Here is a 22,020-nt window from a genome sequence, read left to right as displayed (position 1 = left end):
CACGCTACACAGCAACGACATGGTTTGATGACGACTTTGGCGAGCGTGCCTCTTGCAACACAACGCGAATAAACGCTACGAATATTCCAAGAAACAAACCACCAAGCAAACCAAACAACGCATTCTTCACCGCAGCTTTTAGCGCATCAACGCTGCTACTGCTCACTTGTGGCGCTCTGATGACTTCGTACAACGAGCCAACTTTCCCTAGCTTTGCAGCACGTGCCATAAGATTGATTCTGTCCAATGTCTGTGCATAGTTTGAGAGCTCAGACACCACGTAGCTAACGCTCTTGTCTAGTGCCTCACGATTACTGATAACTTGCACGCTGCGCGGCTGGCTCAATGCATCAACAATAGCTTCAATACGCTGCTTTTCAGTTGCAAGCTCAGCGGCTTCAAAAGACAACTCTTTGCGCTCCTTCAGCAAGTCTTGCTTGTACTTCGCATCAGATAGTTCGTCGCCAATACGCATAAGTTTTGTCAAGAAGTCGTCGCCAATTTGAGGCGATAAATTGCCATTTTTGTCTGCAGCATTTTGAGTACTCGCCGACTTCGTCTCAGCACTGTCCGTGTACTCGCGGTAGACGCGATTGATCACGTCAGACTTGCGCTCGGCTTCTGCAATTTTTTCTTCTAACTCTCGTTGTCGACTGCTCAAGTACAAACTTGCCGCCTCAGCGTTAGATCGTGGCGGCGCAATGAGGAACGTTCGCTGCAGCGTACTCAAGTGAAAGTTTTCTAAGTTCAGTATGAGCTTGCCAACATCACCAACTGTGCTTTGAGTTTGTTCGTCTTTTAAAACTGCTACGACAGCATCTTGCTGTAACGCAAGTGCAGCCACTTTTAATTGTCTCGCAAAGTCGCGTAGGTAGTCACCAACGACGATGTACTCAGCAGTATCAAGTAGATACTGATCCAACTTGCTTGGCACTACAACCTCAAGATCCAACACGCCGTACTCTTGAATACTCACAGAAGCCCACTGCTTAGGAATATCTGCCAACACTTTCTGTGCAACCGCTTTGGACACTTTTGCAGCTGAGTCTCCACTCCACTGCAGCATCAAAAATCTGCCATTGCTGTTTCGTGTTTCTTGTTGATACTGCTCATCCAATTTTTGACGATCAAGTGCGCTTAGCTTTTTTTCACTAAAAAGATCCGCGTACTTAGCGTCCATTGCAGCTTGGTTAGGTATCCACGGATAAGCGTTGACTGCAGATACAAACTCCTCCAACTCAATGTCGTAGTCATCCAGGCTGTTTGCTCGATACACCCTTGAGAGCACTTTGCTCGCAATCACATCTGTTGGTGCGTACTTGGAGCCGTTTGGATACTCGCCAAGCTCTGCACCTTTGAAGTTCAGCTTGACATGCACAGTAGCAACCGTGTTGGTGAATGAGCTTGCTTGCGAAAAGAGTCCTTGCACACCACCAACAGCAAAGCCAAGAACCACAAACACAACAACGACTAGCCGTTTACTCCAAAGGTTAGTAAAGAACCTACCTAGATCAATTTCGTCTGAAGACTCAAATCGCTGCTCGTTCATGCCATACCTCTAGTGATCTCTTTTATTAGAAAGAACACTGAGGCACCAAAACCAACAACAGCAGACACAAGAGCGAGCTTTGCTCCAAAGGTAAATTTGATTTTTTTCATTGCTAAGTCGTTCTAAAAACAGCGCCTAGCGTAAGCTCGTAAACATAGCGTCTAGCAATATTTAGCGCCGAAAACAGTGATGTATCAGCATAAAAATCTTTTAACGTTTTGTTTTTTATTGAAATACTGTTTTTGCATTTAGTTTTTACTTTGACCATGAAATGACTGCATCATCGCAGCATGTTTTTTGAGACAGCTGCAAGAGTTTTGTCAGCGCAATCGTTTGAACGAAGCGTTTTGGCAGTCAGTAGACGTGACGAGTTAACAGTTCTGCTTGAACTGTTTCGCGTTCATCCGTCTGCGCTCATGCTCAAGTCTTTAAATGTGATGTGCCAATCATCCTTGCCAACACTCAAGCGAAGCGTGGAACGCTTGGAGCGCCTTGAGCTCATAGAGCGTCAACATGGACATGACAAGCGTGCGAAGTACTACTGTCTGAGCAAACGCGGTGTTATCCAAGTGCGCCAGTACTTGAAGCAGCTTGAAGGATCGTCTTAGAGTTGTGGTTTTAAACGACAGCTTCAAGCCAACTTCTCAGCTGCCATAGTCGCTGTGAGCTTGCTGTAGTGCCTCTCAATCATCGCTGCACTGTTGCCAAGCTGCTTGCTGAGTGTGTGTATGTCTGCACTACCCTCCAACAGTGCAAGCGTGGCGTAGGTATGGCGTATTGAGTACAGCGTGCGACTCTGCCCTTGTGTGTTCTTGAGCATGCCACTGTCACGCATCAGCTTGCGAAACGTGCCAACCAAGCTGTGTGGCTGATGTCCATCGCTGTATCTGAACAGCAGTTGTTGCACTCGCGCTGCAAACAGGGTTTCAAACGACATCTCACAAACATCCCTTTGTCTAGCGTGCAGCCGTTGCAGCGCATGGACGGCTGCGTGTTTGGCAATCAACCATCTGCTGCCAGTTTTGCCACTCACGTGTATGCGCAAGTAGCGCACACCATCCTTTGTGTGCCACTCTATGTCGCGCCAACGTATGTTCATCGCCTCTGTGCCGTGCCTCATGCCAGTAAACAGCAGCAGCTCTACATAGTCGCGCAGCAAAGGGCGAATTTCACGCTGAACAGCTTTGACACCTTGCTTGCACCACTGCTCCATAAACGCTAGCAGTGCAGTCATCTCGTCGCCGCTGAATGCTGCTCGTGTAGTGCCCTTCATGCCCTTGCTTGTGGGCTTTGGCAGTGGTACTCGCTCACTGATGTAGCCTCGCTCTACAGCTACTGCAGTCAATCTGCTCCAAGCACTTGTGAAATTGTTGAGCGTGCTTGTCTTTGGAGCTCTAGACAGCGGCCTATCGCGCCACAGCTCAAACTCACGTATGTCTGTGTGCGTCAATGATTCAAGCAAGCGTTCGCCAAAGTAAGGCACAAAGTAACGCTCGATGATGCTCAAGTAGTCGTTGAGCGCAGTCTTCTTGCCTTTTGCATCTATCTGCTGCCGTAGCTCAGCACAGCAAACAGCTGCAATCTGTGCAACAGAGTGTGCACGGTGTGCTAAACCAAGACGCTGTCGATAGCGTGATTCATCGTAGATATCACATGCGCGAGCAATGGCGTGCTCCAGAGCTGCTTTGCCAGTGCTAGCTCTTGTCCAAGTGCCGTCGCTTAGCTTGTAGCGACATTGGTACTGCAAGCTGCGGCTGCGTTTGTAAATGACTAGCTCACCGTCACGCAAGCGAATGGTGGTGGTTGGTGTGCAATGGTGAGTGTTGGCTAGCTTGTGCATCGTCTACTGCACAGCACTAGCAGAATGAGATGCACAAACAAAAACACCGTAGCCTTTTGCAAGACTACGGTGAGTATTTGGTGGCCTGGGACGGAATCGAACCATCGACACGCGGATTTTCAATCCGCTGCTCTACCAACTGAGCTACCGGGCCAAGCTAAATAGTTTAACAGCAAAACAGTGCTGGTTAGAGCTTGAGTGCCGAGTTTTTCATATTTGTCTCGGGGTTATGTGAACGCCGAATCACGTTGGGTGTGGCAGGCTGGGCCAAAGCAGCCAGCTGCTGGTGGCAAATGACTGCCAGCATGGGGCCGCGCTACAGCATGCCTTTTTTGGCTTTTGACAAATCAATACCCAGTTGCTTCAGTTTGCGATACAGGTGGGTGCGCTCTAGGCCGGTTTTGTCCGCCACACGGGTCATGGAGCCGCCTTCGGCGCTCAGATGAAACTCAAAGTAGGCTTTCTCAAAGTCATCGCGGGCTTCGCGTAATGGCTTGTCTAGCTCAAAGTGTTGCACGCTGGCGCTGGTGTGGGCGGCATGCGAGGGCTGGTAGTGGCTGCTGGCGCTGGCTTGTTGTCCCAGTGCGTCTGGCATCAGGCCAGCACTTGGCGCGGGCTGGTGTGCTGTGCTGTCAGCCACGGCTTGGGTTGCTGTGTTTTTGGCAGCGCTCTTGTTCAGGCCCAGCTCTACCGCTTGCAGCAGTTTTTGCATGGTGATGGGTTTTTCCAGAAACGCAAGCGCGCCAATGCGCGTGGCTTCTACCGCTGTTTCTATCGTGGCGTGGCCGCTCATCATGATGACAGGCATGTCCAGCTGGCCATTGCTGGCCCACTCTTTAAGCAGCGACACGCCGTCGGTGTCTGGCATCCAGATGTCCAGCAACACCAAGTCAGGGCGCGCGTTGTTGCGCGCGGCTCTGGCCTCGCCTGCGTTTTGCGCCGAGGTCACGTTGTGACCTTCGTCGTCCAAAATTTCTATCAGCAAGTCACGTATGCCGTGCTCGTCGTCAACTACCAATATGTTTGCCATAGGCCTTTAGGCTTCCGTTTTCACCTGTGCTCAACTGTGTTGTTGATGTGTTGCATTTATACCACCGGGAATGACACCGACACTTGCCCACCCGCAACCAAGTCTTGACCATGTGCAGCTTCCAGGCGGTTTTTAAGGTGTACCTGTGCATGGTGTTCGTCAGCAATTTTTTTGACCACGGCAAGCCCCAAGCCTGTACCTTTGGTTTTGGTGGTGACGTAGGGCTCAAACGCGCGCTTCAATATGGCGTCTGTAAAGCCCGCGCCACTGTCCAGCACCTGCAGGCGCAATCGGTCACCTTGCTCATTTAGGCGTGTGCGCAATACCACCAGTGGTTTGCGCACGGCCTCGTTGGCCAGGCTGGCGTCTTGTGCGTTTTGCACCAAGTTGTGTATCACCTGGCGCAGTTGCTGGTCGTCTGCCTCTATCAGCGGTATGTTGGGTTGGGCGTCAAACTGCACCGGCACAACAGCGTTTTCGTACAGGCTCAAAATATCGCGCACGACCGCATTCAGGTCTAGTGGGTGCAACACCGCCGCAGGCAAACGCGCGTAGTCTCTAAACTCATTGACCAGGCGCTTCATGGCCTCTACTTGCGCCACGATGGTATTTACAGACTTGGTCACCAAGGCCTGTTCGGCAGGCTGCAGCTTGCCGTCTAGCTTCATGCTCAGGCGCTCGGCAGACAGCTGTATGGGAGTTAGCGGGTTTTTGATTTCGTGGGCCAAACGCCTGGCCACATCAGCCCAGGCCTTGGCGCGCTGGGCAGACACCAAGTCTGAAATATCGTCAAACACCAGCAGCTGGCCCAAGCCGGGCAACAAGGCACCGCGTGCCAGCAGCGTAATGGTGTCGTGTTGCAAGCCGTGCGCATTGGCTTGTAGCTCGTAGCTGTGTTGCCAGTGCGACTGTTGAGCCGTGATTTGTTCGGTGGCGGCCTGATCATCGCTCAGCCGCTTGAATTGGCGGCCCACATCGTGGGCCCACTCTTGCAAGCCAGCAACACCTGCCAAAGGCTGCCCCACTTGTTGCAACAGTTCATCACCCAAAATACGCTGGGCACTGGGGTTGATGCTTTGTATGTGGCCGCCTGCGTCTAACACCATGACGCCGGCTGTAAGGTTGTCCAAAATGGTTTGCAAGCTGGCACGCGCCGCGTCTAGCTCAGACACGCTGAGCTGCACAGCCGCGCGTGCGTCGGCCAACTGTTGTGTCATGTCGGCAAACGAGCGTGTGAGCCCACCCAACTCATCTCGCGTACGTACAATGAGCTTGGGCGTAAGGTCGCCCTTGGCTACATCACGCACGCCCGCAGCCAGCACCAACAAGGGCTTGGCCAACTGGTTGCCCAGCAAGGCAGCCACCAACACCGCGCCAAACACCGTCAGCACCAGCGCCAGGGTGAGTGTGCCTATGTACATGCTGCGCAAGCCGTCTCTGGCCAAAGCACGCTCTTGGTATTCGCGGTTGGCTTGCTGCACGGCCAAGGCATCAGCCGCCAAAGTGGGCGACAGCGGCACGCTTACCTGCAAATAGCGTGACTCGTCTTTTAAAGCCAGTGCATTGGGGGTGAGCCAAGCCACGGCGCGTATGAATGCCTGGCTTGTTGCATCTGCTGGTTGCTCACGTTGAGCGTCTGTGCCGTCATCCAAACCATCTATCCAAGTGGTGACGCCGTTTTGCCTCGCGGCTTGAAGCCTTTGGCTGCTGGGGCGTGCCGCACCCAGACCCAGGCTAAACTGCGACGCGCCTGCGCTGGCTACCACTTGGCCTGTGCCTGAAAGCACGGCCACGTCGGTGGCGCGTAGTTGCTCGCGCAAACGCTCCAGCTGCAAGGTGTACACGTCTACGCGCTGGCTGGCCAGCTCGGTGGCAGACGCGGCGGTGCGCGCACCCAAGTCAGAGCTGAGTAGGTCAAGCGTGTTGCGGCCCAAGTTAAGGCCGGCGTTCAGCGCGCCCTCTACGCGCACGTCAAACCAACTCTCAATAGAGCGGGTGACAAACTGGTACGACACCACATAAATCAGTGCGCCGGGTATAAGGCCTAGCAAGCCAAAAATTAGCACCAGCTTGACCAGCAGCTGGCTGCCAAACTTACCCTGACGCCACCGCTGCCACAACTTCACCAGCAGCCACACAATCACCACACCCAGGGCACTTGCTGCGGCAATGTTGAGTCCCACCAATGCGCCGTAGTAGCGCTCGTACAAGGTGCTGTTGTCCGTGGCTTGGGTGAGCAAAAACAGCAACACCAGGCCCACCGCAATTGCGAAGGCAACACCAACGCCTAGCGTCCATTTATTGGGGCCTGTTTGGGCGGCACTCATTGCGAAACCTCTTGATCTACAGGCGCTACAAGTGCACCGTCAATGGGTTCTGATGCTGGTACGGTGGCTTTGTCTGACGCTTGATCTATAGCCGGCACACTGTGCACACTGTCAACAGACAGCTGCCAATCTGGGTTGTCGTTCACGCCAATCTGAAATGGCCTGGGCAATGCTGACAAATCAAGCGTAAGGTAAAACGCACGCTCAAGTCGGCTGGGTCATCCGCCGCCTCATCCAAGGCATTGGCACTGGCAATGCGCCAGTGCTTGGCGCGGCTAATGAGTGCCAGCGCCGTGTCTAAGTCGTCTACGTTTTGGTGCAGCGCCACACCACTGCCTGCCACAGCCAATGCGTCCACGCCCGTGCTAGAGCTGATACGCCACTGACGGGTCAGCGGCTGATAGGCCAAGCGCTTCACGCGGGTCGTTGTTTGTACGGTTTTGTTGAACCAATACCAGCGCGGCTTGATAACAGTGGCCTGCATGGTGAATGTCATGGCCACGCCACGCTCAAGCGCGTCCAGCACCGCGGGTGCAGGCTGCCAGTTGGTCGCGGCACTCAGGTACAAACCATCGGTATCGCGTTGTAGCGACACATTGGCCGTGGCCGCCCACGCAGGCGCGCTCAGCAGCAACGCGCACATGAGTGCCCAGCCGGCTTTACAGCGCCTTGTCCAGCACAGCATAGAAAAAGCCATCAAATCCCATGGCCTCATTGTGACCTATGGCCAGATGCGCTTGCGATGCCAATGCGCCATCCACGTCAGCCGGCAATATGTGGCTCACGCTGGGTTGCAGCTTGGCATCGGCGTGACGCGCCAAAAAGGCCTCTATTTGCCACTGCCCCTCCTCCTTGAAGGTGGAGCAAGTGCAATACACCATGCGCCCACCCGGTGCCAGCTGTGGCCACAGTGCCTCAAGCAACGCACGCTGCTGCGCCACCAGTTGTGCAATGTCGGTCTCGCGGCGCAGCCATGGCACATCCGGGTGACGGCGCACAATGCCAGAGGCGGTGCAAGGCGCATCCAGCAAGATGGCATCAAACGGCCCGCTGTTGCACCAGTCACCAGGCAAGGCAGCGTCAGCCACCACCACTTGCGCACTCAAGCCCAAGCGCTCTAGAGTTTGGGTGATGCGCGTGGCACGTGTGGCGTCAATTTCCAGAGCTGTCAGCTCTAGCATTTGCTTGGACTGCTTGGTGGACTGGCTGGTGAACTGGCTGGAACTGGGCCGGGCTGGGCTGGCCTCCAACAAATGCGCTGTTTTGCCGCCGGGCGCTGCGCAGGCGTCCAGCAGCTTGATGGCGCGTACCGCCGGTTGCGAAGCCAACGCTTTTAGGTGCGGGCTGGCCCACAACAGCAGCGCGGCCAGCTGGGGTGACCCATCTTGAACAGACACATCACCCGCGTCAAAACCTGGCAACTTGCCCACGGCTTGCGCTTTGCCCAACAGCACGCCGCTATGGCCCAACGCTGTAGCCGGTATGCCTGCATTCGCCAGTTTGTCTAGGTAGGCTTGCTGGGTATTGCGCTGAAGGTTGACGCGCAACACCATGGGTGCGGCTTGCATATTGGCCTGTAGCACCGTTTGCCAGTGGTCTGGGTATTGCGCGCGCAGGCGCTTGATCCACCATATGGGATGGTTGTAGGCCACCACCCAGTCGCTTGTAGCCTGCTGGTCTAAGGCCACATAGTCACGCAATACCGTTCTAAGCGTGGCATTCACAAAACCGGCTGCGTTTTTGAGTTTGTGACTGGCCTTGCATGCCGATACGGCCTGGTCTACCACGGCATGGCTGACATAGTTGCTTGGCTGACGCAGAAGCGCCATAGCAGCCAGCAACATAGAGCGCGCTGGCTCTGGTGGCTTTTTCTTGGCCACCATGGGCAGTAATGCTTGCGCCCAGGCCCAGTTGCGCAACACCTCATAGGCAATCGCTTGTACGCCGGCGCGCAGCTCAGCAGGCGCTTTTGCCAGCGCAGTGTCTACGTTGCGCCCACCTGCCACAGCCTTGACGCATGCAGCGACCCACGGCAGCTGGTTTGCCAAGGTTTGGCTGGGCTGCGTTACGGTCATATTGAAGCTGTAGCCTGTGGGCTTGTTGCCGTGTGTGCGGCCATGGCAGCCAGTGCCACCGGTATGGCCACGGCAAAGAAGTGAAACTCATTGGCTATCCAGAAGGGGCCGTGCGTGAGACTGTCGGCTACCAGTACCGCTACGACGCAAGCAGCGCCGCCGCTTACAAGAGGCGTTGCCGTGCGCCATGCCGCCATCAAGCTACTGACGATGAACGCCACATACAAAGCCACCCCTATTAGGCCGTTTTCAACGCCAAAGAATAAGAACTGGTTGTGGGCGTGTGAACAGCTGATGGCGCAAGTCACCGCGTCCTGAAAGTGGGCCTTTGCAGCCTGTGGATAGCCACCAGAGCCAGTGCCAAGCAGAGGCCTCTCGCTAATGGCTTGGGCTGCAAACGTCCACATGGCCAAGCGCGCACCCACTGAGGTATGGTCTCGCTCATTGCCAGATAATTGCGACTCGGAAACTATAAGTTGCACACGCCTTTGCACCGTGTCTGAGCTTTGGTAGGCGGCCCACGCAACAGCAGCAACAGCGAGCAATCCTACGGCGGTAACTCGCCAAGGTCGGCGCCATGCGGCATACACCACCAGCAACGCCAACAGCGCAAGGTAACCGGTACGCCCCGTCGCAAAGTAGCCAATGGTGAGGGCAGCCAACACACTCAACATAAACAGCCCAAGCGCCTGTGCTTTGGATTGTTGCCACCTGTTGCTGCCCAAGTACAACAACAGGCCCACAAGTAGCGACAAGCGTATGCCCTGTGAGATGTGGTCTGTACTGGCACGCGCCAACCAGTCGCCTACCGTGGCGTGCATTGTTACAGGCACAAAGCCTGCGCGCCAGCCAACGGTTAGCAACACGACCCACACGTTGGTGACCACGAATACGCCCAGGTAGTAGCGCAAATGCTCACGCTCAATGGCAGTGGCGGCCATCAGCATAAATATGGCCTTCACCACATAGGTAGTGGGCTTGCTCAGCTCTGCCAATGGCAACTGCGCATAGACCATGCCCAGCAACACCCACAGGGTCAGCACACCCCACAACGCAATGGGCTTGCTGCTCTTTACGCGGGCCCACTTGCGGGCAAAGTTACCAGACAGCAACCAACACAATATGTAGGCAGCAATAGCGGTGTTGAAAAGCCCTTTGTAAAAAGGCAAGGCTGCAATAGCGGTGGCTAACAGCCATGGCAGAGCCGCATTCGCGGTGGCTTGAACGCGGGCAACTGCAGTGGGCTGGGCTGATGGTTTGTGGGTCGATGTGATATCCATAGGTACGTCATTAAACACCATAGTTTGCAACGACTGGCTTGGTTTGCACGCCTCGAATGGCTTGCACGGCCACGCCATAAAAAAGCCCCACTGCTGCGAAGCAAGTGGGGCTTGGCACTAGGCGAGCCGCTGCTTATTCGGCAGCGGTATCGTCAGTGGCGCCGTCTACGGCTTCGGCTTCGTCGTCTTCACCCATGCCGGAGGCATCAGCCTCGGCAATGGCGCGGCGCTCTTCGGCCTCCAGCTTTTCCTTGACCTTGCGGGCGTCGTGGTAAGCCAAGCCTGAACCGGCGGGTATCAAGCGGCCCACAATGACGTTTTCTTTCAGGCCACGCAGCTCGTCGCGCTTGCCCATGATGGCAGCCTCGGTGAGTACGCGTGTGGTTTCCTGGAAGGAAGCCGCTGAAATAAAGCTGTCTGTAGACAAGGACGCCTTGGTAATACCCAACAACACGTTGCTGTAAGTCGCTGGAATCTTGCCATCGGCACGCAAGGCGTCGTTGGTGTTGTACAGCTCGGAACGCTCAACCTGCTCGCCGCGGATGTAGTTGGACTCGCCCACGTCTTCAATGATGACGCGACGCAGCATCTGACGAACAATCACTTCGATGTGCTTGTCGTTGATCTTTACGCCTTGCAAACGGTAAACGTCTTGTACTTCGTCAACAATGTAGCGCGACAACTCTTCTATGCCCAGCAAGCGCAAGATGTCTTGCGGGTCGGCTGGGCCGTCCACAACGCTCTCGCCCTTGTTTACAACCTGGCCCTCGTGGACCACGATGTTCTTTTCTTTGGGTACCAGCTCTTCCCACACGCCACCTTCCGGGTCGGTGATTTGCAGGCGAATCTTGCCTTTGGTTTCCTTACCAAATGACACGGTACCAGTCATTTCGGCCAACACACCCTTGTCTTTGGGGGTGCGGGCTTCAAACAACTCAGCCACACGCGGCAAACCGCCGGTAATGTCTCGTGTCTTTTGGCCTTCCACTGGCACGCGGGCCAACACCTCGCCTGGGCCCACTTCCTGGCCGTCGCGCACCTGAATAAGCGCACCAACCTGGAAGCCCACGGCCACTGCGTGGTCGGTGCCTGGGATCTTGACTTCTTCGCCGCTGGCATCCAGCAACTTCACGGCTGGGCGCACCACCTTGGTAGCACCACGGCGCTTGGGATCAATCACCACCAGTGATGACAAGCCGGTCACATCGTCCACCTGCTTGGCAACGGTCAGACCTTCTTCGATGTTCTCGAACTTGGCTGTACCGGCAAACTCGGTGATGATGGGGCGTGTCAGCGGGTCCCAGTTGGCCAACACCGTACCGGCTTTTACGGCCTGGTCTGGCTTGACAGACAACACGGCACCGTACGGCACCTTGTGACGCTCGCGCTCACGGCCGTGCTCATCGGTAATGATGATCTCGCCTGAGCGGGCAATCACCACCAAGTCACCCTTGGTGTTGGACACGTAGCGCATGGTGGCATTAAAGCCAATAGAGCCTGCAGACTTGGCTTCAACACTAGAGGCCACCGCCGCACGCGACGCCGCACCACCAATGTGGAAAGTACGCATGGTCAGCTGCGTGCCTGGCTCGCCAATAGACTGCGCAGCAATCACACCAACGGCTTCGCCGTTGTTGATCAAGCCACCGCGACCCAGGTCACGGCCATAACATTTGGCACACAAGCCAAAGCGGGTGGCGCAGTTCAGTGCGGTGCGCACTTTCACTTCGTCAACGCCTGCCGCTTCCAACACGTCCATGGTGTCTTCTTCAAGCATGTCGCCAGCTTTTGCCAACACAACCTGGGTCTCGGGGCTAACGGCATCCTCAACCAAAGTACGACCCAATACGCGGTCGCGCAGTGACTCAATCACTTCGCCACCCTCAACAATGGCGCGCATAACGGTGCCATCGGTGGTGCCACAGTCGTGCTCAGTAATCACCAGGTCTTGCGTCACATCCACCAAACGGCGTGTCAGGTAACCAGAGTTGGCGGTCTTGAGCGCCGTGTCGGCCAAGCCCTTGCGTGCACCGTGTGTAGAGATGAAGTACTGCAGTACGTTCAGACCTTCGCGGAAGTTGGCGGTAATGGGGGTCTCAATGATGGAGCCATCTGGCTTGGCCATCAAACCACGCATACCAGCCAATTGGCGAATCTGCGCGGCAGAGCCACGCGCGCCTGAGTCGGCCATCATGTAGATGGAGTTGAATGACTCCTGGTCTACTTCGTTGCCGTCACGGTCAATGGTTTTCTCTTTGGCCAGCTGGGCCATCATCACCTTAGACACTTCGTCACCGGCTTTGCCCCAAATGTCCACCACTTTGTTGTAGCGCTCACCCGCAGTCACCAAACCGGATGCGTATTGCATGGCGATTTCCTTGACTTCGGCTTCAGCACGAGCAATGATGCCGGCCTTCTCTGGTGGCACCAGCATGTCGTCGATGGCGATAGAGATACCAGCCTTGGTCGCCAGGCGGAAACCGTTTTGCAGCAACTTGTCTGCAAAAATCACGGTTTCTTTAAGGCCACACTTGCGGAATGACGCGTTGATGAGCTTGGAAATTTCTTTCTTCTTGAGCGCCTTGTTCAGGTTCTCGAATGGCAAGCCCTTTGGCAGAATTTCTGACAACAGCGCACGACCCACGGTGGTATTCACCACCTCATAGGACACGGCAAATTCGCCAGTTTCCTTGTTCTTGGTGTACTGGGGCAAACGCACGGATACGCGCGCGGTCAGCTCCGCTTCACCTGCATCCATGGCGCGCTGCACCTCGGACACGCCAGAGAACACCAAGCCCTCGCCCTTACCGTTGATACGGTCACGGGTGGCGTGGTACAAGCCCAGCACCACGTCTTGTGACGGCACGATAGACGGCTCACCGTTGGCTGGGAACAGCACGTTGTTAGAGGCCAGCATCAAGGTGCGGGCTTCCATTTGCGCTTCTACAGACAATGGGACGTGAACGGCCATTTGGTCACCGTCAAAGTCGGCGTTAAACGCAGCACACACCAGTGGGTGCAACTGAATCGCTTTGCCTTCAATGAGTATGGGCTCAAATGCCTGGATACCCAAGCGGTGCAGCGTGGGCGCGCGGTTCAACAGCACGGGGTGCTCTTTGATAACCTCTTCCAGGATGTCCCACACCACTGGCGTGCCAGATTCAACTTCTTTCTTGGCCGCCTTGATGGTGGTGGCAATGCCCATGGCCTCCAGGCGCGCAAAGATGAACGGCTTGAACAGCTCTAGCGCCATGGCCTTTGGCAAACCACACTGGTGTAGCTTGAGGGTTGGGCCTACGGTAATCACTGAGCGACCTGAGTAGTCCACGCGCTTGCCCAGCAAGTTTTGGCGGAAACGACCAGACTTGCCTTTGATCATGTCGGCCAGGGACTTAAGGGCGCGCTTGTTGGCGCCTGTCATGGCTTTGCCACGGCGGCCGTTGTCCAACAAGCTGTCCACAGACTCTTGCAACATGCGCTTCTCGTTGCGCGCGATGATTTCTGGCGCATTGAGCTCCAGCAAACGGCGCAAACGGCTGTTGCGGTTGATCACGCGACGGTACAAGTCGTTCAAGTCGGATGTGGCAAAACGGCCACCGTCCAATGGCACCAACGGACGCAAGTCTGGTGGCAACACGGGCAGCACGTTCAGCACCATCCACTCAGGCTTGATGCCTGACTTCTTGAAGGCCTCAAGCACTTTCAGGCGCTTGGCGTTTTTCTTGATCTTGAGCTCAGAGCCTGTCAGGTCGTTGCGCAGCTTTTCAATTTCGGCGTCAATTTCCAAGCTTTCCAACAAGTCCTTAATGCCTTCGGCGCCCATCTTGGCTTGGCCACAACTCGTCGCCGAACTCAATGCGCTTGGCGTCGAATTCGTCTTCGCTCATGATGGCGAACTTCTTCAGCGGCGTCATACCGGGGTCGACGATGACGTAGGCCTCAAAGTACAGCACGCGCTCAATGTCGCGCAGCGTCATGTCTAGCACCATGCCCAAGCGGCTTGGCAGTGACTTCAAAAACCAAATGTGTGCGCAAGGCGCAGACAAGTCAATGTGGCCCATGCGCTCGCGACGCACTTTCGTTTGGGTCACTTCAACGCCGCACTTCTCGCATATAACGCCGCGGTGCTTTAAACGCTTGTATTTGCCACACAAGCATTCGTAGTCTTTGATTGGGCCAAAAATCTTGGCGCAAAACAGACCATCGCGCTCAGGCTTGAACGTGCGGTAGTTAATGGTTTCTGGCTTTTTGACTTCGCCAAAAGACCAAGAACGAATTTTCTCAGGTGATGCCAAGCCAATTTTGATGGCATCGAAATGCTCGTCGGGTGTGAACTGCTTGAACAGGTCGAGTAACGATTTCATGTTTTCAATCCTTTAATGTCAGACGTGATGTGTAGGTGGTTTGTGTGCGGCGCTGCAAGCAGCGCCGCGGCCTCACATCAAGAACGCTCCAACTCAATGTCGATACCCAAAGAACGGATTTCTTTGACCAGCACGTTGAACGACTCGGGCATACCGGCCGTAATGGCGTGCTCGCCTTTGACAATGCTTTCGTACACCTTGGTACGGCCTTGCACGTCGTCCGACTTCACAGTCAACATCTCTTGCAGTGTGTAAGAAGCGCCGTAGGCCTCCAGCGCCCACACCTCCATCTCACCAAAACGCTGTCCACCGAACTGCGCCTTACCACCCAGCGGTTGCTGTGTGACCAAGCTGTACGGGCCCGTTGAACGTGCGTGCATCTTGTCGTCCACCAAGTGGTGCAACTTCAATACGTGCATGTAACCAACTGTGGTATTGCGCTCGAAGGCGTCGCCGGTACGTCCGTCATACAACTGCGCCTGCGTGCGTGTGGGTGTCAAACCCTTGCGCTCGGCGATGTCGTCTGGGTAGGCCAGCTTCAGCATGGCGCGGATTTCGTCTTCCGATGCGCCGTCAAACACAGGCGTTGCAAACGGCACGCCGTTTTGCAGGTTCTCTGCCATGGCCACCACTTCGCTGTCAGACATGGACTTGATGTCGGCGTTGTGACCAGCGCTGTTGTACACCTCGTCCAGGAAGCTGCGCACCTCGGTGGTACGTGCGCCGGTTTGCAGCATGTCACCAATACGCAAGCCCAAGCCTTTGGCGGCCCAGCCCAGGTGCACTTCAAGCACCTGGCCCACGTTCATACGCGATGGAACGCCCAATGGGTTTAGCACGATGTCGCAAGGTGTGCCGTCGGCCATGTAAGGCATGTCCTCGACGGGCACGATCTTGGAGACCACACCTTTGTTACCGTGACGGCCAGCCATCTTGTCACCGGGCTGCAAGCGACGCTTGACGGCGATGTAGACCTTGACCATCTTCAGCACGCCCGCTGGCAACTCGTCGCCTTGGGTGAGCTTTTTGCGCTTTTCTTCAAAGCCCAGGTCAAAGCTGTGGCGGGTTTGTGCCAGTGAGTTTTTGACAGACTCCAATTGCGCGGCAACGTCGTCGTCGGCAGGACGAATGTCAAACCAGTGGTGCTTGTCCAGCTCGGCCAGGTAGGCCTTGTCTATGGTGGCACCCTTGGCCAGCTTCTGTGGGCCGCCGTTGGCTTTTTTACCAACAAGCATCTTCTCGATACGGGCAAACGCGTCGGCTTCAACAATGCGCAATTGATCATTCAAGTCAAGGCGGAAACGCTTCAACTCGTCGTCAATAATTTGTTGGGCACGCTTATCGCGTGTAATGCCTTCACGGGTAAACACTTGCACGTCAATGACCGTGCCTTGTGAGCCCTGGTCTACGCGCAATGATGTGTCTTTAACGTCAGATGCCTTTTCACCAAAGATGGCGCGCAGCAGCTTTTCTTCTGGTGTGAGTGTGGTCTCGCCTTTGGGCGTGACCTTGCCCACCAGTGTGTCGCCAGGGCTTACCTCGGCACCCACGTAAATGATGCCGGAGTCGTCAAGGCGGTTGAGCTGTGTTTCAGCCAGGTTGGGGATGTCGCGCGTAATTTCTTCAGCGCCCAACTTGGTGTCACGTGCCATGACCACCAGCTCTTCAATGTGGATAGACGTGTAACGGTCTTCAGACACCACGCGCTCAGAGATAAGTATGGAGTCTTCGAAGTTGTAGCCGTTCCAGGGCATAAATGCCACCAACATGTTTTGGCCCAAAGCCAACTCACCCAAGTCGGTAGAAGCGCCGTCAGCAATGACGTCACCCTTGGCCAACAAGTCGCCTGTCTTCACGATGGGGCGCTGGTGTATGTTGGTGTTCTGGTTGGAACGCTGGTACTTGATGAGGTTGTAAATATCAACACCCACTTCGCCGGCCAATGCCTCTGCATCGTTCACGCGAATCACCACACGGGTGGCGTCAACGTAGTCGACAACGCCACCACGGTTGGCAGTCACCACGGTGCCTGAGTCCACAGCCGCTACGCGCTCGATACCAGTACCCACCACGGCCTTTTCAGGACGCAGCACTGGCACAGCCTGACGCTGCATGTTCGCACCCATCAACGCGCGGTTGGCGTCGTCGTGCTCAAGGAATGGCACCAAAGACGCTGCCACAGAAACGATCTGCGCAGGTGAGACGTCCATGTATTGAATGCGTTCGGCGCTGACCAGTACAGATTCGCCTTTTTCACGGGCGGAGATCAGGTCACCTTCCAACAAGCCTTTGTCGTTCAGCGGGGCGTTGGCCTGCGCAATGACGTACTTGCCTTCTTCAATGGCTGACAGGTAGTCGATTTCGTTGGTGACCAAGCCGTCTGTTACGCGGCGGTATGGCGTTTCAATAAAGCCGTACTCGTTCAAACGCGCGTACAACGCCAGTGAGTTGATCAAACCAATGTTTGGACCTTCTGGCGTTTCAATTGGACATACACGACCGTAATGCGTGACGTGCACGTCACGTACCTCAAAGCCTGCGCGCTCACGGGTCAAACCGCCTGGGCCCAAGGCTGATACACGGCGCTTGTGCGTGATCTCGGACAGTGGGTTGGTTTGATCCATAAACTGGCTCAACTGCGACGCACCAAAGAACTCCTTGAGTGCAGCAGAGATGGGCTTGGAGTTAATCAGGTCGTGTGGCATCAGCGGGTCTTGCTCAGCCTGACCCAGACGCTCTTTCACGGCCTTTTCAATACGCGCCAAACCAGTGCGGTACTGGTTTTCTGCCAGCTCGCCCACGCAACGCACGCGGCGATTGCCCAAGTGGTCAATGTCGTCTACCTCACCACGGCCATTGCGCAAGTCCACCAAAATTTTGGTCACGGCCAGGATGTCTTCGTTGGACAACACCATGGGGCCTGTTGACTCGTCGCGGCCCACGCGGGCGTTGAACTTCATGCGGCCCACGCGCGACAAGTCGTAGGTATCCGGGTTGTAGAACAAGCGCTGGAACAAAGCCTGCACCGCATCTTCGGTGGGTGGCTCGCCAGGGCGCATCATGCGGTAAATTGCCACACGCGCCTGGAACTCGTCGGCGGTGTCGTCAGTGCGCAAGGTTTGCGAAATGTAGTTACCCTGGTCCAACTCGTTGGTGTAAATACATGCCAAGTCGGTGATGCCAGCGGCACGCAAGGCCTTGAGCAAGGCTTCGGTCAACTCGTCGTTGGCCTTGGCAATGATCTCACCCGTGTCTGGATCCACGATGTTGTTGGCGACCACGCGGCCTAGCAGGAAGTCTTCTGGCACGCTGATGTGCGTGGTTGCAGACTGCTCAAGCTCACGGGTGTGACGCACGGTAATGCGCTTGTCTTTAGGCACAACGACCTTGCCGGCTTTGTCGGTGATGTCAAAACGTGCCACTTCGCCGCGCAAACGCTCGGCTACAAACTCCAGTTGCGCGCCACTGTCCATCAAGCGGAAGTGGTCGTTGACGTAGAAGTTGGCCAGAATAGCTTCTGGTGTCAGACCGATGGCCTTTAACAGAATGGACACGGGCATCTTGCGACGGCGGTCAACGCGGAAGTACAAGAAGTCCTTGGGGTCAAACTCAAAGTCCAGCCATGAACCACGGTAGGGGATCACGCGTGCTGAAAACAGCAACTTGCCTGAGCTGTGTGTCTTGCCCTTGTCGTGCTCAAAGAACACGCCAGGTGAGCGGTGCAACTGGGACACGATCACGCGCTCTGTGCCGTTGATGATGAATGAGCCTTTGTCGGTCATCAAAGGCACTTCGCCCATGTAGACCTCTTGCTCTTTGACTTCTTTCACCACTTTGGATTGCGCGGTGCTGGACTCACGGTCGTAAATGATGAGCTGTACGCGAGCACGCACGGCTGATGAGAACGTCAAACCACGGGTTTGGCATTCGCGCACGTCAAAAGCGGGCTTGGCGAGGTTGTACTCAAGGTACTTCATCTCCACAAAGCCGTTGTGCGACACGATGGGGAAGGCATTCAAAAAAGCGGCTTGCAAGCCTTCTTCAGAGCGCTTTTTAGGGCTTGTATCTTTTTGTAGAAACGCGGTGTACGCGTCTTTTTGCATTTGCAGCAGGTAAGGGATTTCGAGCACGTTTTCACGGCTGCCAAAACTCTTACGAATTCGCTTGCGTTCGGTATAGGAATAGGCCATGGGTTCTCCGGGGCATTTCGACAGAACAATTGACGCTTGCTGTGTGGTGAACACAGCAAGCGGTCTTGGCGGCTGGCCACTACCAGCCTTGGCTGACGGCTGCGCATTGCACGCAGCCCGTACCAAGATCGTCTTCTAACGTCGGGGTTTTAGAAGACACTTGACAAACAACTCGACGCCTTTCGGCGGGTCAAGAGTAGCTTGTCAGGTGCGCTCTAAAAGCGGGAAAAAGCGGAAAACTAGAAACACAAAAGGCCGGTTTGAAAACCAGCCTGTGTAAACCGAGATATTCGCCCCGCAACGCTGTGCGTGGCGAAGCGAATAGGTGCGATTTACTTGAGTTCGGCCTTGGCGCCAGCTTCTTCAAGCTTCTTCTGTGCAGCTTCAGCTTCTGCCTTAGGAGCAGCTTCTTTAACTGTCTTGGGTGCGCCATCAACCAGGTCTTTGGCTTCTTTCAAGCCCAAACCAGTGATTTCGCGAACAGCTTTAATAACTGATACCTTGTTTGCGCCAACGTCTGTCAACACCACGTCGAAGTCAGTCTTCTCTTCTGCAGCAGCGCCACCAGCAGCACCGCCGCCAGCAGCAGGTGCAGCCATAGCAGCAGCGCTTACACCAAACTTCTCTTCGATGGCTTTCACCAGTTCGTTGAGTTCCATGACCGTCATGCTATCCAAAGCGGTCAAAAATGCGTCTTTATCGAATGCCATTTTTAATTTCCTAAAACGTTATGGTCTAGAGACAATGCCTGCGATCAAGCGGCTTGCTCTGCGCCTTTTTTCTCTGCCAAAGCGGCCAACACAACTGCGGTGCGGCTCACAGGCGATTGCATCAAGCCCAACAACTGTGCCAACAACACTTCCTTGGTAGGAATGTTTGCCAATTGCTTAACGCCTTCAGCGTCCAAAGATTTGCCAGCGTAAACGCCAGCACGAATAACCATCTTGTCGTTGGTTTTCGCAAAGTCAGCCACTACTTTCGCAGCAGCAACAGCATCTTCAGAAAAGCTGTAGATCAACGGGCCGGTCATCTGGTCGCCAGCAACTTCGAATGCGCTACCTGCAACAGCACGGCGAGCCAAGGTGTTTTTCAACACGCTCAGGTTCACACCAGCTGCACGGGCTTTCACGCGCAATTCAGTCATTGCCGCCACCGTGATGCCGCGGTACTCCGCCATCACAAGCGTTTGAGCTTTAGCGGCGAGTGCGGTCACTTCTTCAATGACTGCGGATTTCTCACTGCGGTTCAGACTCAAGGTCAACTCCTTCAATATGCTTGCCCCAACTGGAGAACAAGCGCCTCATTGCAGCGACCAACTGTTTTTGGAAATTGCTTATCCATCTGCAGCGGGATCGCCATCTGCGTTGGCTAACGTATTAAGCAGCAGTGCCCTGCTGCGCCAACGGTCTTGGATGGCTCCAGGCATCGCGCTTATGCAGCACTTTGCCCGAACCCACCACATGTGCCTGCCACTTGGTTAGCCCAAGCGGCTGGCAGCATTTTTATCTAAGCGATTACGCTGAGATGGACTGGGTGTCAACGCGAACGCCAACGCCCAATGTAGAAGACACAGCCACTTTGCGCAGGTACAAACCCTTGCTGGTAGCTGGCTTTGACTTGTTCAAAGCGTCGATCAAGGCGACCAGGTTGGCCTTCAATGCATCGGCTTCGAATGAACGACGACCAATGGTTGAGTGCACGATACCGGCCTTGTCAACACGGAACTGAACCTGGCCAGCCTTGGCGTTTTTAACTGCCGTAGCAACGTCTGCCGTCACGGTGCCAACCTTGGGGTTAGGCATCAAGCCGCGTGGGCCCAACACTTGGCCCAATGTGCCCACCACACGCATTGCGTCTGGGGAGGCAATCACCACGTCAAAGTTGATCTTGCCGGCTTTAACGTCAGCAGCCAAGTCGTCCATGCCCACGATGTCGGCACCAGCGGCTTTGGCTTCTTCAGCCTTGGCACCCTGCGCAAACACAGCAACGCGCTTGACCTTGCCGGTGCCGTTTGGCAACACAACGGCGCCACGCACAACTTGGTCAGACTTCTTGGCGTCAATGCCAAGTTGAACAGCCACGTCTATGGACTCGTCAAACTTGGCGGTTGCGAATTCTTTTACCAAACCCAACGCGTCAACAATGCCGTACAACTTGTTGCTGTCGACTTTGCCCACTTGGGTTTTTTGCTTTTTAGTTAACTTGGCCATTTACACGCCCTCCACAGTCACACCCATAGAGCGGGCAGTACCGGCAACGGTACGCACAGCGGCATCCAGGTCCGCAGCACTCAAGTCTTTCATTTTGGTATTGGCAATCTCTTCCAACTGCGCACGTGTGATCTTGCCGACCTTCACGCTGTTAGGCGTAGAAGAACCTTTGGCAAGCTTCACCGCTTTTTTGATCAACACAGCCGCTGGGGGTGTCTTGATAACAAATGTGAAGCTCTTGTCTGCAAATGCAGTGATCACCACTGGCAATGGCAAACCTGGCTCAACACCCTGGGTCTGGGCGTTGAACGCCTTACAGAATTCCATGATGTTCAGACCACGTTGACCCAAGGCAGGACCAATGGGGGGGCTTGGGTTGGCTTTACCAGCTGGTACTTGCAGCTTGATGAAGCCGACGATTTTCTTCGCCATGCTAGATACTCCTTCGAGTTCAAACGGCTGGCTCGCTGGCCAACCTCCTCGCAACTAACGACCCTTGATACTCAGCTGATGCGGGACCGCAAACACCAACCTTGCCCAGCCACACACGCAGCCAGGCAACACGCTCAGACCTAGCCTTTTTCGACTTGACTGAACTCCAATTCCACGGGTGTTGAACGACCAAAAATGGTCACCGACACACGCAGCTTGTTTTTCTCGTAGTTGACTTCTTCTACCGTGCCATTGAAGTCCGCAAATGGGCCTTCTTTCACGCGGATGTACTCACCCACAATGAACTCAACCTTGTGACGCGGCTTGTCTGTGCCATCTTGCATCTGACCCATGATCTTTTGCACGTCGGCTTCGGAAATGGGTGCAGGGCGGTTTTTAGCGCCACCCACAAAGCCCGTAACCTTGCTGGTGTTTTTCACCAAGTGCCATGTCTCATCGTCCATAGACATTTCAACCAGCACGTAACCTGGGAAAAACTTGCGCTCTGTCGTGCGGCGCTGGCCGTTTTTCAACTCGACCACTTCCTCAGTGGGCACCAGGGTACGACCAAACTTGGCTTCCATGCCGGCATTGGCCACACGCTCAAGAATATTGCGCTCTACAGCCTTCTCCATACCAGAGTAGGCGTGCACCACATACCAGCGCATGCCGTCTACAGGCGTCAATGATTGGGGCTGCGCGTCTTGCGCGGCTTGTACGATT

Annotated in this window: 15 protein-coding genes, 1 tRNA gene and 1 pseudogene; 1 reads left to right on the top strand and 16 read right to left on the bottom strand. The window is 55.2% G+C overall.

Features of this window, described 5'->3' with window-relative positions; genetic code table 11:
• Nucleotides 1–4: 4 nt before the first annotated feature.
• The gene (locus LN050_10145; protein ID UFS56097.1) at nt 5–1,549 is read right to left on the bottom strand and encodes a hypothetical protein; all 1,545 of its coding nucleotides are present in this window, start codon (nt 1,547–1,549) and stop codon (nt 5–7) included.
• Nucleotides 1,550–1,965: 416 nt separating this feature from the next.
• Between LN050_10145 and LN050_10140 the strand changes: the two genes are divergently transcribed.
• Nucleotides 1,966–2,157: a hypothetical protein gene (locus LN050_10140; protein UFS56096.1), complete on the top strand. Its 192-nt coding sequence runs from the start codon at nt 1,966–1,968 to the stop codon at nt 2,155–2,157.
• Between the two features lie 23 nt (nt 2,158–2,180).
• Here LN050_10140 and LN050_10135 read toward each other — a convergent pair whose 3' ends face one another.
• The 15 genes and pseudogenes from LN050_10135 to nusG all read right to left on the bottom strand — a co-directional run bounded on the left by LN050_10135 (nt 2,181) and on the right by nusG (nt 21,965).
• A complete protein-coding gene (locus LN050_10135) occupies nt 2,181–3,389 on the bottom strand; it encodes an integrase (GenBank protein UFS56095.1) in 1,209 nt (402 codons plus the stop codon).
• A 78-nt stretch (nt 3,390–3,467) separates the two neighbouring features.
• Nucleotides 3,468–3,543, bottom strand: a tRNA-Phe gene (locus LN050_10130).
• A 162-nt stretch (nt 3,544–3,705) separates the two neighbouring features.
• On the bottom strand, nt 3,706–4,419 hold the full coding sequence (locus LN050_10125; protein UFS56094.1) for a response regulator: 714 nt from the start codon (nt 4,417–4,419) through the stop codon (nt 3,706–3,708).
• Nucleotides 4,420–4,475: 56 nt separating this feature from the next.
• Nucleotides 4,476–6,746 (bottom strand): ATP-binding protein, encoded by a 2,271-nt coding sequence (locus LN050_10120; GenBank protein UFS56093.1) that lies wholly within the window; start codon nt 6,744–6,746, stop codon nt 4,476–4,478.
• Nucleotides 6,743–6,892, bottom strand: coding sequence for a hypothetical protein (locus tag LN050_10115; GenBank protein UFS56092.1), 150 nt, complete (start codon nt 6,890–6,892; stop codon nt 6,743–6,745). Before LN050_10115 ends, LN050_10120 begins: the two co-directional genes overlap by 4 nt.
• A complete protein-coding gene (locus LN050_10110; GenBank protein UFS56091.1) occupies nt 6,889–7,389 on the bottom strand; it encodes a DUF4390 domain-containing protein in 501 nt (166 codons plus the stop codon). Before LN050_10110 ends, LN050_10115 begins: the two co-directional genes overlap by 4 nt.
• A 16-nt stretch (nt 7,390–7,405) precedes the next feature.
• A complete protein-coding gene (gene rsmB / locus LN050_10105) occupies nt 7,406–8,821 on the bottom strand; it encodes a 16S rRNA (cytosine(967)-C(5))-methyltransferase RsmB (GenBank protein UFS56090.1) in 1,416 nt (471 codons plus the stop codon).
• On the bottom strand, nt 8,818–10,101 hold the full coding sequence (locus tag LN050_10100; protein UFS56089.1) for an O-antigen ligase family protein: 1,284 nt from the start codon (nt 10,099–10,101) through the stop codon (nt 8,818–8,820). The genes rsmB and LN050_10100 overlap by 4 nt, the downstream gene beginning before the upstream one ends.
• 133 nt (nt 10,102–10,234) lie before the next feature.
• A pseudogene (gene rpoC, locus LN050_10095) lies at nt 10,235–14,465 on the bottom strand (DNA-directed RNA polymerase subunit beta').
• A gap of 77 nt (nt 14,466–14,542) precedes the next feature.
• Complete coding sequence (gene rpoB / locus LN050_10090; GenBank protein ID UFS56088.1) at nt 14,543–18,655, bottom strand: DNA-directed RNA polymerase subunit beta; 4,113 nt, start codon at nt 18,653–18,655, stop codon at nt 14,543–14,545.
• A gap of 332 nt (nt 18,656–18,987) precedes the next feature.
• The gene (gene rplL, locus LN050_10085; GenBank protein ID UFS56087.1) at nt 18,988–19,365 is read right to left on the bottom strand and encodes a 50S ribosomal protein L7/L12; all 378 of its coding nucleotides are present in this window, start codon (nt 19,363–19,365) and stop codon (nt 18,988–18,990) included.
• 44 nt (nt 19,366–19,409) lie between these two features.
• Nucleotides 19,410–19,910 (bottom strand): 50S ribosomal protein L10, encoded by a 501-nt coding sequence (gene rplJ, locus LN050_10080; GenBank protein ID UFS56086.1) that lies wholly within the window; start codon nt 19,908–19,910, stop codon nt 19,410–19,412.
• A gap of 259 nt (nt 19,911–20,169) precedes the next feature.
• The gene (rplA, locus tag LN050_10075; protein UFS56085.1) at nt 20,170–20,865 is read right to left on the bottom strand and encodes a 50S ribosomal protein L1; all 696 of its coding nucleotides are present in this window, start codon (nt 20,863–20,865) and stop codon (nt 20,170–20,172) included.
• Nucleotides 20,866–21,297 carry a 50S ribosomal protein L11 gene (gene rplK / locus LN050_10070; GenBank protein ID UFS56084.1) on the bottom strand — a complete coding sequence of 144 codons (432 nt, stop codon included), beginning with the start codon at nt 21,295–21,297 and terminating at the stop codon, nt 20,866–20,868. It lies immediately after the preceding gene.
• Nucleotides 21,298–21,437: 140 nt separating this feature from the next.
• On the bottom strand, nt 21,438–21,965 hold the full coding sequence (nusG, locus tag LN050_10065; GenBank protein ID UFS57387.1) for a transcription termination/antitermination protein NusG: 528 nt from the start codon (nt 21,963–21,965) through the stop codon (nt 21,438–21,440).
• Nucleotides 21,966–22,020: the final 55 nt, after the last annotated feature.

It is taken from the genome of Comamonadaceae bacterium M7527 (assembly GCA_021044545.1).
Lineage (GTDB): Bacteria > Pseudomonadota > Gammaproteobacteria > Burkholderiales > Burkholderiaceae_C > RS62.
This window is presented reverse-complemented; position numbering and strand designations above follow the sequence as displayed.